Origin of the sequence: uncultured Mailhella sp. (genome assembly GCF_944324575.1) — a bacterium.
GTDB lineage: Bacteria > Desulfobacterota > Desulfovibrionia > Desulfovibrionales > Desulfovibrionaceae > Mailhella.
On record NZ_CALUWV010000005.1, the window covers coordinates 1 to 13,595 of the forward strand.

Consider the following 13,595-nt stretch of genomic DNA (forward strand, 5'->3'; position numbering starts at 1 on the left):
TGTGCACACACGTTCTTTTCGGCCATTTGTCTCGCTGCCATTGTCATCTTTTATATTTAATGAGTCCTGAACCTAAAGACACATCGCGCCTTTCTCCCCATCCCCGGGAGAAAGGCGCGTCATTGCCGCCTGCCCCCTGCCTTCCCCTTTAGGACGGCAGGGGGTTTCTTTTTCCTGAGCGCAAAGGCTCCCCGGACCCAGTCGGGGAAGAAGGCGAAACGGCAGGCGCATTTTCCCGGAAGGACGACAGCGGAAACAACACGAGATCACACGCTTTTCGTCGAACGCACTTCCCGCTTATTCCGAGAGCACGACGAAAACGGCCCTCTCGCGAAGAAGGCTCGATGAGTGCAGAAGCGCCTCGGATAACAGCGATCGTCAGGCCGTCAGGCCCTTCACGAACAGCACGATCGTGGAAAACACAAGCATACCGAGCACAAGCATGCGGAAAATACGCGTATCGAGACGGCGTATGACGGGTATGCTCACAAGCACGCCCGCTATCGTGCACGGGACTGCCCACAGGGCCGTGTGAAGAATCTCGGGCGTATACAGGCCGCTTTTCCATTGAAAGACCATCAGGCAGATCATGACCAGCGCCGCCATGCTGTTCAGCACGGAAAGCGTGACCTCCTTGCTCCATCCCCGCATGACTGCGTACATGGCAAGAATGGGACCTCCCATGCTGGTGGCGCCGAGCAGAATACCGGACACCACGCTCATGGGAACGATGCACCACAAAGGAATGCGGAAGACTCCGTGCATGCGCCCGGCCACGGCCTGCCAGAGAAGGAACAGAAGCAGAATGCCTGCGCACACGAGCAGTACTATCTTCGAAGGCGCCACTTTCAGAATGAACATGCCGAGAGGAATTCCCGCCACGCTGCCGAGACACGCCAGAAGAAATTCCAGCTTCGGAAGCTCTCGATGATAGAACAGGGCAATGGTCACCGTAATGGCCGTTCCCACGAAACAGCCGAGAATGATGGCCGTCTTGGCATCCACCACCAGGGTAAGAAGCGGCACGGCAAACAGATTGCCGCCGAAGGACGTCACGCCGTTGACGAATCCGGCCAGAAACCAGACCAGATTGACATAGATAACGTCAAACATATGAAAAAGCCTCTCTTGCGTAACAGATGATATGTTTTCCGGTATTAGGGTACACCGTCTTTCCTGTAAAGCCTCGGCATCGGCCCCTTGCGGACCGGCAACGGTTCCTTTTTCCGCCCATGGCTCATGGAAACGAACATACCTCTTGCCGGAATATGTCGCCACATTTTCATATTTTTCACATTTTTGTATTTTTCATGCCATCCTGCTCACCGATGAATTGTCTTCTTTAAAATCCGTTGCGATCAATAAATTGAGCTAATTTTCACAGATAAACACCCCTTCATATTTTTTCTTGCCATATTTGATTTTCCGATGATATCAACATAAATGTAAATACGAGCATACTCCGTTTTCATATATTTGTCGGATCGCCGGTCCAGTTCCGGGCGGCCGATACGCGGGGCAGGCACCCGGGAGGGATCGGCTGAACATGCTCTAACCAACCGAACTGGGGCGAGGAGTTGACGTTATGGAAGAGTTCTCCCAATTCATCAAGGTGCTGGACGGCTACGTCTGGGGCCCGGTCATGATGGCTCTGATTCTTGGAACGGGCCTTTATCTCACCTGCGGGCTGAGATTTCTGCCCTGGACGCGTCTGGGCGAAGGCTTTCGCCTCACCTGGAGAGGGCGTGCCAAGAACGCGAACGTGCATGGAGAACTTTCCCCCTTTCAGGCGCTCATGACGGCTCTTGCCGCCACCGTGGGCGTCGGCAACATCGCAGGCGTGGCCACCGCCATCTTCACGGGCGGTCCCGGAGCCCTTTTCTGGATGTGGTGCACCGCCATGGTCGGCATGGCCACCAAGTATGCGGAAACCGTGCTTGCCCAGAAATACCGTGAAGTCACTCCCGCCGGCCATGTCGTGGGCGGTCCCATGTACTACATCAAGAACGGCCTCGGCAAAAAATGGGCCTGGCTCGGTACGCTGTTTGCGCTGTTCGGCGGCATCTGCGGATTCGGCATAGGCAACATGACGCAGTCCCATTCCATAGCCGACGCCCTGCACGCCTCCTTCGGCGTTCCTCCGGTCGTGTCCGCCGTGGTCATGTTCGTGCTCATCGCCATCGTCATCATCGGCGGCGTGTCCCGCATAGGTTCGGTGTCGAGCAAGCTCGTGCCGTTCATGTCCATCGTCTACATCATCTGTTCCCTCATCGTCATCGCCACCAACATCGACAAGGTGCCCGGCGTGTTCGCCATGATCTTCCGCGACGCCTTCACCGGCACTGCGGCTGCCGGCGGCTTTGCCGGCTCCACCGTCATGCTGGCTCTGCAGATGGGCGTGGCGCGCGGCATATTCTCCAACGAAGCGGGCCTCGGCTCCGCGGCCATGGCTCACGCCACGGCCACCACCGACGACCACGTGGCCATGGGCTACGTAGGCATGCTCGGCCCGTTCATCGACACCATCATCGTCTGCACCATGACGGGCCTGACCATTCTCTGCTCCGGCCTCTGGAACGTGGAAGGCGCACTTTCCGGCGCTCCCCTCACGGCTGCGGCCTTTGAGTCCGCCCTGCCCGGCATAGGCTCCGTCATGGTGTCCCTGTGCCTCGCCATGTTCGCCTTCTCCACCATCCTCGGCTGGTGCGTGTATTCCGAGCGCTGCTGGATCTATCTTCTCGGCGACAGGGCGCTCAAGCCCTTCCGCATCATCTTTGTGTGCGTGGTCCCCGTGGGCGCGCTCATGACGCTCGACCTCGTGTGGGACATCGCCGACGTGCTCAACGCTCTCATGGCCGTGCCCAACCTCATCGGCCTGCTGCTGCTCAGCCCCGTGCTCTTCAAGATTTCCCGCGAATACAACCGCTGATTTCCCTCAGCAGTCATGAAAAAAGGCGGCTCCGGCCGCCTTTTTTGTTCCTGCACGCGGCAATCACACAGCCCGGCTGCATTTTGAGGCAAAACACTCTTCTCAGCTCCGCCCCGTGCGTCTCCGACATTCTCCGCCCGTTGAAAAACGCTGGCCCCATGCGTCTGTTCGCGCTACAACAGCACCGCAGATGATTTCCCACGGCAATGCAAACATCAGGACAAGGTTCATGCCCCGCATTCTTCTTCACGTGTGCTGCGGCCCCTGTTCCCTCATGCCCATCGTGCATCTTCGCGACGAAGGCTGGGAACCCACGGCCTTCTTCTTCAATCCCAACATCCACCCTGCGGACGAATGGCAAAAAAGACGCGACGCCATGCGTGAAGCGGCCGTGCGTCTGAACGTGCCTCTTCTGGAGGAGGGCGCTCCCGTCAATCCGGGCCGCTGGTCACGGGAACTGAACGGCATTCTCCGACCGGGGGAACGCTGTCGCCTCTGCTACCGTCCGCGCATGGAACGCACGGCTGCCCTTGCAGGCGAGCATCACTTCGACGCCTTCACCACGAGCCTGCTCTACTCCCGCTATCAGCATCATGAAGCCATCGTGGAAGAAGCGACGCGCGCGTCCGTCAAAACAGGCGCATCCTTTCTCTACCGGGATTTCCGGACGTGGTGGTGGGACGGCATCGCCATGTCGAAAAAGCTCGGCCTCTACCGCCAGAAATGGTGCGGATGCATTCTGAGCATGAAGGAAGCACTCGCGCAGCAGAAGGAGGCGGAGGAAAAAAAGGCCGCCCAAAAGGCGGAAAGGGCGGAAAGGCTGGCCAAAGAGGCGGAAGAACGCCGTCGCAGGAAGGAAGAGGCGGCCGCGCATCCGAACAAACGGGCAAGAAAGGCGCTGGCAAGACAGGCCATGCAGAACGCCGCAACAAACAAAGCGCCGCTTCCCTGACGAAAAACGACGGAAAGGGTGTCGCGCAGACACCAAAAAGCCCCGGCCAGCCGGGGCTTCATGATCATGTCCGACACTGACGGAGCGCGTCAGCGTCTGTCGGCGATTTCATCCGGTCCGAGCACGCGAATGCCTCGCTGCTGCAGCACGTTCACGGCCTCTTCCGTTCGATCGAAGCGGAAAATGATCGTAGCACGCGTGGATTCACGCTGCGTGTAGGCATAAAGATATTCCACGTTGATGCCGTACTCGGAAAGCACGAGCAGCACTCTGCCGAGACCGCCCGGCGTGTCTTCCACGTCCACGGCCACCACGGGCGTGCTGCCCACGGTGAAGCCCGCTGCGGCAAGCGCTCCCTTCGCCTTCTGCGTATCGTCGGCCATAAGACGCAGCACGCCGAAATCCGTCGTATCCGAAAGAGACAGCGCACGGATGTTGATGCCGGCATCTTCCAGCACACGGGTCACGTCGCCGAGCTGACCCGACCTGTTTTCCACAAAAACGGAAATCTGTTCGACCGTCATGAGCATTCCCGGCAGGAGCTTACGCCTTTTTGTCTTCGTCGTCGGTCTTGGGCTGATCCTTCTTGGGCGTGATGTCGATTTCATCGGGCTCCGAGGCGGCCTGACGGAAATTGCGGATGGCGCGACCGAGGCCGCCGCCGATTTCCGGCAGACGCTTCGCGCCGAATATGACCAGCACGAGCACAAGGATGACGAGAAGTTCCTGCATTCCTATACCAAACATGGCAAACCTCCGGGGTCTTTCTCTCCAAGTTCGTCCATATCCTATACGGGAGGGACAGGGCAAAGGTCAAGCGCCGTGCGCGGTTTCCGGCAGGACCGTCTCCCCGCTTTTCCTGATTGCCTGAACGGGCGTCTCGCCGTATAGTCCGCAAAGGAGCGAACATCATGAACACCCCCTCGTATCTTGCCCTCCCGCGACTTCACGCGGAACTTTTCCCGCACATCGAAGGCTGCCTCACGCTGTGGCCCGGCCTGCCCGGACAGCCGGACTCAGCCTGGGCCCCGTCCATGCCGTGGTCTCCGGCCATGGCCGCCGCCTGTCTGGCCGACTATGAACGCGCCTGCCGCGACGGCGCAAGCGGCGCCCCCGTGCTTACGCTGGGCGCAGAAACCGCGCCTGCCGACCTTTCCGAGGCCGAAAGGCGGGCGCTTCGCGAAATGGCGGGCCTTCCTGCCGAGGAGCCGCAGCAGCCGCTGCGCCAGAACGCCCAGCAGGTGCTTCTTCTGACATGGCTTCAGGAAAAGCAGGCGCTTGAAATGGCCGCGCTCGAACAGAAGATCGGCGATTCGCGCCGCGCCCTCTCAGGGCTCATTTCCGGCGTGACCCGCGCCGCAGCATCTCCCCGCATGCCGGAGGAAAACGATCTGCCCGACTGGAAGAAAACCCTTGCCGCGGCTCTGGCCTTTCTGCCCGACCTTCCGGAAGGCACGGCCGTCATGGTGACGAGCCGGGCCATGGCTGCCGCCGTTTCGGAACTCGATGCCCCGAAGACCGAAGGCGCCCCCGCCGGCTGCCATGCCGTGACCGTCAGGGCGTCGGCTCTTGCCGCGCTGTGCGGCCGCGCATCCGAGGACAGACTGAAACGGGGCCTTCCCGCCGACCAGTGGCAACGAACTCTCACCATCTGCCTGCCCGACAATCTCTGCTGATTACCATGTCACACCTTTCCGCTTCCGCTCTTGCCGCCTGGCTTTCCGACACCTTCCGCGGCCTTCCCGCCGGCATCATCTTCGACTGCGACGGCGTGATCATCGACTCGCGCGCGGCCAACATAGAATATTACAACTACCTGCGTGAGTACCTGGGACTGCCGAAGCTCACCAAGGAACAGGAAGACTTCGTGCAGGCGGCCACCGTGCATCAGGCCATGGACGCCATTTTCCCAAGACCCCTTCAGCCGCTTTTGCGCGATGCGGCAAAAAAAATATCATATGTGCGCGACATCATGCCGCACATAGGCTGCTATCCCGGCCTGCACGACGTGCTCGACTTCTGCAGAGCGTCGGGCCTGCGCCTTGCCATGAACACCAACCGCACCGACGCTCTGGACATGCTGCTCGACAACTGCCGTCTGCACGGCTATTTCGACCCCATCGTGCTGGCAAGCCATGTTCCCCACCCCAAACCCGCCCCCGACGGCGCGCTTTTCATTCTTGAACAGTGGAAAACCTCGCCCGAAAAAGTTCTTTTCATCGGTGACAGCTCTTCCGACAAGGGCGCGGCACAGGGAGCCTCCATTCCCTTCCTCAGCTTCCAGACAGACGGCCTGGCGCCTCAAAGTGTGGCTGATTTCAGTACATTGCTGCGTGCCATGACCATGTGCAAATGATAACGCTCCCCGCTTTACAACGGAAAATTTATAGTTTACACAACGGAAATTCAATCGGCACGGCACAGCCTGCCAGGAGGAACCTTGACCCCTGAAGATCTGGAATACTTCCGCAATCTTCTCAACCAGATGCTCGTCGAGGCTCAGCGCAACGGCGATTCCACTCTGGAAGAAATGACGGACAACCATTCATCCTACGCCGATCCTTCCGACCGCGCCACCGCCGAGTCGGATCGCTCCTTCACCCTGCGCATACGCGACCGTGAGCGCAAGCTCATCACCAAGATTCAGGACGCGCTCAAGCGCATGGATGACGGAGAATACGGCATCTGTGAAGAATGCGGTGAAGACATAAGCCTTGCCCGACTCAAGGCGCGTCCCGTGACCACGCTCTGCGTTTCCTGCAAAGCCCGTCAGGAAGAAGGCGAAAAGATTCAGGGCAGCTGATCCGGGTCCGTACCATGGACGCCCATCTTTTCCGCCGTTTCTGCGACGCTCTCGTTCCCCGCATCATGGGGGCCCGCATGGAAAAAATTCATGCGCCCGGTCCCGGCGTCACGGTCTTTGCCATGTACGGCGGCGACGGACGCGAAAAAAAGCGCTATCTCGCGCTGAAGGCCGACCGCAGGTCTCCGCTGCTTTTTTCCGCCGACCACCGCATTCCGGTCAACGCGCAGCCGCCGGCCTTCGTCATGCGCCTGCGAAAGCACGTATCCGGTCGCCGCATCGTCCGCGCCGTCTGTGAATGGACGGAACGCCGTCTCTTTCTCGGACTGTCCGGCGACGTGTCCGAATGGCTCTGCCTCGACCTTCGCGAAGGCCCGTCCCTCTCCTTTGACGCCCCCGCGCCGGAAAACGAGCCGCTCTGGCCGGAAGGCGGACTTTCCGCTCTTTCTCCGGACAGATGGAAAACGTGGCAGGTGCTCACGCCGGCGCTGCGCCGCACGCTTGTCTTTCTCGATCCGCTGGATGCGGACGCCCTGCTCATGGATCTCGAAGCCGGAGGCGGCGACGTGTTCCTCTACGAGAGCGACCAAGGCCGCTGCGAAGTCTCCGCATGGCCGCTTCCCGGAGAGCAGCTAGCCTCCATGGGCGGCACGTGGAAGGAAACCGTGTTCGAGGATCCCGTGGCCGCGCTTGCGAAGGCCGGAGAAACGCTCGTATACGGCGAAATGGCCGAGCACGCGAGACAGGCGGCGGCAAAGCCCTTTTCCGCCGAAGCGAGCAGACTCGGCAAGCTTCTTGCCAAGCTCGACGGCGAGGAAAAACGCCTTGCCGCCATGCGCGACAGACAGAAGGACGCCCTTCTTCTGCAAAGTCAGCTCTATCTTTTCAGTCAGAATGACAAGCTCGACGCCGTGACGCTGGAAGGCGCGGAAGGCCCCGTGACGCTGAAGCTCGACAAGAAGCTCACCGTTCGCGAAAACATGGCCGCGCTTTTCCATCAGGCCGGACGCGGAAAGCGCGGTCTTGAACATCTTGAAAGACGACGTGCCGAAGTGCGCGCGCAAAAGGAAGCTGCCGAAGCCTCCATGCTCCGCATGCTCGCCGCCGTCAACGGCGCAGGCGCCGTCCCCGCTGCACGGGAAAAGAAACGCGAGACAAAGGCGGCCTCCCTGCCTGCAACGCTGCCGAAGCAGGTGCAGGCCTTCCGCAGCAGCGACGGCTTTCTCATGTTGCGCGGACGCGATACGCGCGGCAACGCCCTGGCGCTCAAGCTGGCCGCCCCTCATGATTACTGGCTGCACACCGCCGACGGCCCGAGTGCGCACGTCATCATACGGCGCGATCACGCCGGGCAGAACGTGCCGGAACGCACGCTGCACGAAGCAGGCATGCTCGCCGCGCTGAAAAGCTGGCAGAAGGACGCGGAAAGCGCCTCCATCCAGTATTCTCTGGCAAAATACATCCATCCCATGAAAAACGCCGCTCCCGGCATGGTACGCATCGACAGAAGCGAAGGCTCCTTCCGCGTGAAGCTCGAACGCGACCTTGAAGAGCGGCTGGAGAAGAACTGACGGCCCGCAGGGCGAAGGAGACCTTCATGTACGACAACAGACAGCGCTTCGAGGCGCGGGCATTTCTCCTTCTTCTCGCGGCCTCTTCCGTGCTGTTCGGCTGGCTGCTGCTGCCCTTCTTCGACGTGCTGTTCTGGTCGGTGGTCATCGCCGTGCTGTTCGCACCCGTCAACGTCCGGCTGCGCGACGGCCGGGGACTCTCCCCCAATCTCTCCGCGCTTCTCACCGTGCTTTTCTGCCTTGTCATCATCATTCTGCCGCTCTCGTGGCTGCTCTACTCCTGCGTGGCTGAAGGCATGGCTCTGTACGACAGAATAATCGCCGGAAGCACGTCGCTCATCGAGGCCGTGGACAGACTGCGAGAGCATTTTCCCGAAGCGCAGAACTGGCTGGCAAGCTACGGCTACACGCCTGAGCAGATAAAGGCCGCGCTCAGCAAAACGGCGCTTTCCCTGGGCAGCCTTGTGGCAAAGAATACCGTGGCCATAGGCGGCGGCGCGGCGCACCTCGTCACCAATCTTGCCCTGGTACTCTACATTTCCTTCTTTCTCGTACGGGACGGCGGCCGCATACGGGACATGATGATACGAGCCCTGCCCTTCGGCGATCACAGAGAAGAACGGCTGTTCCGCAAATTCGCGGGCGTCATGCGCGCCACAGTGAAGGGAAGCCTTCTCGTGGCCATGGCTCAGGGCGCGCTGGGCGGTCTCATATTCTGGATTCTCGACATCCGCGCCGCCGTGTTCTGGGGCGTAGTCATGACCGTGCTCTCCCTCATTCCCGTAGTGGGATCGGCCCTCATCTGGCTGCCCACGGCGCTGTACCTTGTCGCCACCGGTCAGTACTGGCAAGGCGCGCTGCTCATGGCCTACGGCGCGTGCGTCATCGGCCTTGCCGACAACCTCCTGCGCCCCCTGCTCGTGGGAAGAGACACCAAGCTGCCCGACTTTCTCGTGCTGCTTTCCACGCTCGGCGGCTTCATCATGTTCGGCATGGACGGCTTCGTTTCCGGGCCCATGCTGGCCGTATTCTTCGTCACCGTGTGGCAGATATTCATGGAAGAATGCGAAGAAGGAATCTGCCCGACGGAAAAATCAGCGGCAGACACCGCCGAAGACTGACGAACGACGCGCGGTTTCGTCATGAGGCCGCGCTTTTCCCTTCCCCCTGCGCAGCAGAAAAAATACCCGCGCCGTCATCTCGGGCCTTCAATCCGTTCCTTCCCTCAGCCAGGCAGTCAGTCCTGCCACGGCCTGTCTTGCCGCCTGCACGCGCACCTCGTCGCGGCTGCCCGCAAAATGAAACACCTTCGCCCGCGTTCTGCCGTTCAGCGCCCAGCCTATCCACACCGTACCCACGGGCTTTTCCTTTGTGCCGCCTCCCGGACCGGCCACACCGCTCGTGGACATGGCAGCCTCCGCCCCTGTGGTCAGGCAGGCTCCCAGAGCCATGGAACGCACCACAGGCTCGCTTACCGCGCCCACCGCTGCAAGATCCTCCCCGCGCACGCCGAGAAGCCCCTTCTTCACCTCATTGGCGTAGGAAATTACGCCTCCGAGATACCAGTCCGATGAACCGGGCCTTGCCGTGAGCATGGCTCCCACCAGTCCGCCCGTGCAGGATTCCGCCGTGGCGCATCGCATGCCCCTTGCAAGAAGAAGTCCGGCAAGCTCTTCCACTAAAGCGTCGTTTTCATCCAACATGACACATTCCCCCTGTTGTTCCGGCAGAGACAGGGTCGAAACAAGGTCTGAAAATGTCGGCGCATGCTCAACACTCTCACGCCGAAGTCTCCTATACCGAAAAAGGTACGATGAAAGCCTTATGCTTTCAACCGGTTGTCCGCAGCATGCGGCAGCCGTTTCCCTTGAACAAGCGGCTCTTTGCCCCTGCAAAAAATCATTCTCCGCAAGCCGGAAAAAGGCTGCACGATCAGGAAATCCCCCGGTTTCCCTCAGCACGAGCGCCCGGTCAGGCACGACTGCATAAGCGCCGCCCCGGCTCGTGCCGCGCCCCAGAGCCCTGCCTGAGGATGCGCGTTGAGCCATACCGGCACGCCCTCCAGAAACGTCTTCTGACTTCCCCTCGACCGGAGAAACTCGCGGAAAAATTCGGGATGACGCACAAGCGACGGCGTTCTTCCCGCCACGCCGCCGGTCAGCACCACGGCCTGAGGAAGAAGAGCAAGCGCGGCCATGCGGCAGAACCGGCCGTAAAAACGCGCAAAGAGCCCGCAGCAGAGGGAATCGGCAAAGCCCTTCTCCCGCGTAAACACGGCAGGATCGCCGGAGCGTCCGCAAAGATGCTCGTAAAGCAACGCAAGTCCGGATCCGGAAAGCACGAATTCCGCCGTCACCTCCCCTCCGTCATGCCTCGCGGACAGAAACTCCGAAAACGCGAGCTCCTCCCGTCCCTCAAAGGGAAAAGCCTGATGCCCGGCCTCCGAGGGCAGCACGAAGGGCGCATCACGCCCGGGCAGCAGCCACGCGGCTCCGAGCCCCGTTCCCGCGCCCGTCACGACCACGGGCGACGCGCTCCCGGAAAGCCCGGAAAACGCCGCAACGTTCTCCCCTGCCGTGCTCCCCGGAGAAAGACGCCCGGGCACGACAAGTTCCGCCTGCCGCATGACCGGCGAAAGACAGGCCCAGGCCTGCGCCTCAAAATCATTCATGATCAGACAGCGGGCATGGGGAAAAAGCGTCTCTGCCGGTCCTTTTTCCACCGTAAAGCCCGCGTTTGTCATGACGACGCGCCCGTCCCGTACCGGTCCGGCGGCAGCAAAAACCAGCACGGAAACGTCCTGCAAAAATTTTCCATGCCCCGTCCACTTTGCGAAAACTTCCTCAAGCAACGCCTTGAAAGACGTCTGACGGGAAGAGAGAATTACCCCTTCTTTTACAGATATCTCTCCGTCTTCACAAGAAAACCTGAAAAATCGACTCTGAGTTCCCCCCAGATCGGCCACAAGCATATCCATATTCCGCCTCCCTGCATGACATGCGGATAACATAGAGAAGGCAACATTGCCATGCTTGCATAAACGGGATATCATTCTCACGACAAAAGGGCTTTTCCCGGGGGCAAAACAGGAGTAAGCTCTTTTCTTCACCAGTTTACATGAAAATTTTGCCATGGAGACATTGCTCGTCGAACGCAAGAACACGACGACGTTCCTTTCATATGGCAGAAATCAGGAGTTTCAGAACTTTCCATGGAATATCGCATTCGTCCAGACGCATCTTATCCCAACGGCGGCATGAACAGGGAATGGCTTCTCACCAACAGCCTGGGGGACTACGCCTCCGGAACGGCGGCCGGCTGCAACACTAGACGCTATCACGGCCTTCTGGCCGTTCAGACCCCGTCGGAAAAACGCATGCTTCTGTCCGCGATTGAAGATTCCGTCAGCGTGCAGGGCCGCGACGTTCCTCTTTCCACCCGGCTGCATCCCGGCGTCGCTTATCCGGAAGGCTGGCGAGCCCTGCAGGAAGTCTCCTGCGATCACGACGGCGTCACGTTCGCGTTCCATCTCTGCGGCGACGGCGACGACAGCGTTGTGCTTCTGCGCTCGCTCATGCTCGACCGCGCTTCCGACAGAATTCTCATCCGCTACGCGCTCCGCGACACGCCCGCAGCCCGCGAACTCGGAGCGCTGCGTCTCACGCTGCGCCCCCTCATAAGCGGCCGCAACGTCAATCACCTGCATTTTGCCGATCCCTCGCGCGCAGCCTTCGTGCGCGCCCTCGGCATAGAAAACGGAAGCTATCCGGGATTCTCCTTCCAGCCAGACGACGCCATGCCCGCCCTTGTCATGCAGGTTTCCCATCCTACGCTTCAGCACACATCCTTCACCGTGGCTCCCGACTGGTACTACAAGGTGCTCTACCCCGTGGAAAAAGAAAGAGGCTATGACTTCGAGGAAGACCTGCTCATGCCGGGTGCCTTCGTCACAAGCCTTGCCGTGGACTGCCCCATATGGGTAAGTGCGGGAACCGAGCCCCTGCACGAAGCCCCGGAAACCCTGTGGGAACGCCATGCCGCCACCACGCCGAAGCCCGTGTTCAAAGAGGCTCTTCTTGAACACCTGCGCCGGGAAAACGACCGCTTCCTCATCACCGCCGGCGGCGAAGCCGTAGTTCCCGCAGGCTATCACTGGTTCGGCCCCTGGGGACGCGACACCTTCATCGCCCTTCCCGGGCTCACGTTCCTGTCCGGCCGCGTGAAGGAAGGCAAGGCCGTGCTGCGTCAGATAAAGGGCACGGTGAAAAACGGACTTGTGCCCAACCTCATCGGCGCCGGAAACGGGGAGGCAGCCTTCAATTCCGCCGACGCCTCGCTGTGGTACATTCTGGCCGTGCATCGCTTCGCCCTGGCATGTCCGAAGGAAAAGCCCTTCATAAAGCGTACCTGCTGGCCTGTGATAAAGGACATCATCCATCATTTTGCCGCAGGCACCATGCCCGATGAAGACGGCTCTCCGCTGGTGTACGCCGACAAGGACGGCCTGCTGCATACCGGCAGCGAAAAGACGCAGCTCACATGGATGGACGCCTCAATAGAAGGCGTGCCCGTCACCCCGCGCGACGGCTGCGCCGTGGAGCTCAACGCCCTGTGGTTCGATGCCCTGTCCTTCGCCGCCGAGCTCGCGGCGGAATTCGGAGAAACTCCGCCAGCGGAAACGGCGCTGCTGCCGCGCCTCAAAAAAGCCTTCAACCGCGTCTTTCGTCCGTCCGACGAAGACGCCGCACTCATGGGCGGAGGGCTCTACGACACCTGGCATCCCGAAAAGGGACCGGGCCGGCACATCCGGCCGAATCAGATATTCGCCGTGGCCGTGCCCTGCTCGCCCCTTGCCCAGAAGGTACAGGCCTGCGTGGTGAAGTGCGTGCGCGACAACCTGCTCACCGCCTTCGGTCTGCGCACCCTCGCCCCTTCCGACGACGGGTATCGCCCCGTCTGCCGCGGGCCTCAGAACGTACGCGACAAAGCCTATCATCAGGGCACGGTCTGGCCCTGGCTTCTCGGGGCGTACATGGACGCCGTGGTAAAGACGGCCCGCTCCGGCAAAGCCGTATTCGAGGCCCTTTCCGCCGTCACGCCGCTGTTCTCGCAGCATCTTTGCGAAGCGGGACTGGGAAGCATTTCCGAAATTTTCGACGGGCAGCAGCCCCACGCGCCGGGGGGCTGCATAGCACAGGCATGGAGTTCGGCCGAGGCACTCCGTCTGCTGCTGCTCGTCAGACAATCCAACCCGGGAGAATGGAAACGCTGGCTGGATGCCTTCCAGAAAAACGGCTCTGAGCTCCGGTAATTCAGTTTTTCCTTACCCGACAAAACGGG

Annotated in this window: 13 protein-coding genes; 8 read left to right on the plus strand and 5 right to left on the minus strand. The window is 60.6% G+C overall.

The annotated features are described in order from the left end of the window. Positions 1 to 378: 378 nt before the first annotated feature. Entirely contained in the window at positions 379 to 1,113 is a 735-nt protein-coding gene (locus Q0J81_RS01115; protein ID WP_294445557.1) for a sulfite exporter TauE/SafE family protein, read from the minus strand. 472 nt (positions 1,114 to 1,585) lie between these two features. Between Q0J81_RS01115 and Q0J81_RS01120 the strand changes: the two genes are divergently transcribed. Together Q0J81_RS01120 and Q0J81_RS01125 are read left to right on the plus strand one after the other, a co-directional pair. Beyond that, positions 1,586 to 2,929, plus strand: a complete 1,344-nt coding sequence (locus Q0J81_RS01120) for a sodium:alanine symporter family protein (RefSeq protein WP_294445558.1) — start codon at positions 1,586 to 1,588, stop codon at positions 2,927 to 2,929. 229 nt (positions 2,930 to 3,158) lie between these two features. Continuing rightward, positions 3,159 to 3,881 carry an epoxyqueuosine reductase QueH gene (locus Q0J81_RS01125; protein ID WP_294445559.1) on the plus strand — a complete coding sequence of 241 codons (723 nt, stop codon included), beginning with the start codon at positions 3,159 to 3,161 and terminating at the stop codon, positions 3,879 to 3,881. A gap of 89 nt (positions 3,882 to 3,970) precedes the next feature. Here Q0J81_RS01125 and Q0J81_RS01130 read toward each other — a convergent pair whose 3' ends face one another. Further along, positions 3,971 to 4,405: an ACT domain-containing protein gene (locus Q0J81_RS01130; RefSeq protein ID WP_294445560.1), complete on the minus strand. Its 435-nt coding sequence runs from the start codon at positions 4,403 to 4,405 to the stop codon at positions 3,971 to 3,973. Between the two features lie 19 nt (positions 4,406 to 4,424). Continuing rightward, positions 4,425 to 4,628 (minus strand): twin-arginine translocase TatA/TatE family subunit, encoded by a 204-nt coding sequence (locus Q0J81_RS01135; RefSeq protein WP_294445561.1) that lies wholly within the window; start codon positions 4,626 to 4,628, stop codon positions 4,425 to 4,427. 164 nt (positions 4,629 to 4,792) lie between these two features. Here Q0J81_RS01135 and Q0J81_RS01140 point away from each other — a divergent pair, with 164 nt between their 5' ends. The 5 genes from Q0J81_RS01140 (at position 4,793) to Q0J81_RS01160 (ending at position 9,376) form a co-directional block, all read left to right on the plus strand. Beyond that, a complete protein-coding gene (locus tag Q0J81_RS01140) occupies positions 4,793 to 5,557 on the plus strand; it encodes a hypothetical protein (RefSeq protein ID WP_294445562.1) in 765 nt (254 codons plus the stop codon). A gap of 5 nt (positions 5,558 to 5,562) precedes the next feature. Next, complete coding sequence (locus Q0J81_RS01145) at positions 5,563 to 6,237, plus strand: HAD-IA family hydrolase (RefSeq protein WP_294445563.1); 675 nt, start codon at positions 5,563 to 5,565, stop codon at positions 6,235 to 6,237. An 84-nt stretch (positions 6,238 to 6,321) separates the two neighbouring features. Next, positions 6,322 to 6,684, plus strand: a complete 363-nt coding sequence (gene dksA, locus Q0J81_RS01150; RefSeq protein ID WP_294445564.1) for an RNA polymerase-binding protein DksA — start codon at positions 6,322 to 6,324, stop codon at positions 6,682 to 6,684. 14 nt (positions 6,685 to 6,698) lie between these two features. Further along, complete coding sequence (locus Q0J81_RS01155) at positions 6,699 to 8,255, plus strand: NFACT RNA binding domain-containing protein (protein WP_294445565.1); 1,557 nt, start codon at positions 6,699 to 6,701, stop codon at positions 8,253 to 8,255. Between the two features lie 26 nt (positions 8,256 to 8,281). Next, positions 8,282 to 9,376, plus strand: a complete 1,095-nt coding sequence (locus tag Q0J81_RS01160; protein ID WP_294445566.1) for an AI-2E family transporter — start codon at positions 8,282 to 8,284, stop codon at positions 9,374 to 9,376. 87 nt (positions 9,377 to 9,463) lie between these two features. Here Q0J81_RS01160 and Q0J81_RS01165 read toward each other — a convergent pair whose 3' ends face one another. Then, entirely contained in the window at positions 9,464 to 9,958 is a 495-nt protein-coding gene (locus Q0J81_RS01165; protein WP_294445567.1) for a CinA family protein, read from the minus strand. A gap of 251 nt (positions 9,959 to 10,209) precedes the next feature. Further along, a complete protein-coding gene (locus Q0J81_RS01170) occupies positions 10,210 to 11,388 on the minus strand; it encodes a glucokinase (RefSeq protein WP_366937495.1) in 1,179 nt (392 codons plus the stop codon). 78 nt (positions 11,389 to 11,466) lie between these two features. Between Q0J81_RS01170 and Q0J81_RS01175 the strand changes: the two genes are divergently transcribed. Continuing rightward, positions 11,467 to 13,566 carry an amylo-alpha-1,6-glucosidase gene (locus Q0J81_RS01175; protein ID WP_294445568.1) on the plus strand — a complete coding sequence of 700 codons (2,100 nt, stop codon included), beginning with the start codon at positions 11,467 to 11,469 and terminating at the stop codon, positions 13,564 to 13,566. Positions 13,567 to 13,595 lie beyond the last annotated feature (29 nt).

Bases quoted from the DNA above. Each gene is read 5' to 3' on its own strand.
- Q0J81_RS01115 (WP_294445557.1), bottom strand. From the start codon at position 1,113: ATGTTTGACGTTATCTATGTCAATCTGGTCTGGTTTCTGGCCGGATTC.
- Q0J81_RS01120 (WP_294445558.1), top strand. From the start codon at position 1,586: ATGGAAGAGTTCTCCCAATTCATCAAGGTGCTGGACGGCTACGTCTGG.
- Q0J81_RS01125 (WP_294445559.1), top strand. From the start codon at position 3,159: ATGCCCCGCATTCTTCTTCACGTGTGCTGCGGCCCCTGTTCCCTCATG.
- Q0J81_RS01130 (WP_294445560.1), bottom strand. From the start codon at position 4,405: ATGACGGTCGAACAGATTTCCGTTTTTGTGGAAAACAGGTCGGGTCAG.
- Q0J81_RS01135 (WP_294445561.1), bottom strand. From the start codon at position 4,628: ATGTTTGGTATAGGAATGCAGGAACTTCTCGTCATCCTTGTGCTCGTG.
- Q0J81_RS01140 (WP_294445562.1), top strand. From the start codon at position 4,793: ATGAACACCCCCTCGTATCTTGCCCTCCCGCGACTTCACGCGGAACTT.
- Q0J81_RS01145 (WP_294445563.1), top strand. From the start codon at position 5,563: ATGTCACACCTTTCCGCTTCCGCTCTTGCCGCCTGGCTTTCCGACACC.
- Q0J81_RS01155 (WP_294445565.1), top strand. From the start codon at position 6,699: ATGGACGCCCATCTTTTCCGCCGTTTCTGCGACGCTCTCGTTCCCCGC.
- Q0J81_RS01160 (WP_294445566.1), top strand. From the start codon at position 8,282: ATGTACGACAACAGACAGCGCTTCGAGGCGCGGGCATTTCTCCTTCTT.
- Q0J81_RS01165 (WP_294445567.1), bottom strand. From the start codon at position 9,958: ATGTTGGATGAAAACGACGCTTTAGTGGAAGAGCTTGCCGGACTTCTT.
- Q0J81_RS01170 (WP_366937495.1), bottom strand. From the start codon at position 11,388: ATGGCAAAATTTTCATGTAAACTGGTGAAGAAAAGAGCTTACTCCTGT.
- Q0J81_RS01175 (WP_294445568.1), top strand. From the start codon at position 11,467: ATGGAATATCGCATTCGTCCAGACGCATCTTATCCCAACGGCGGCATG.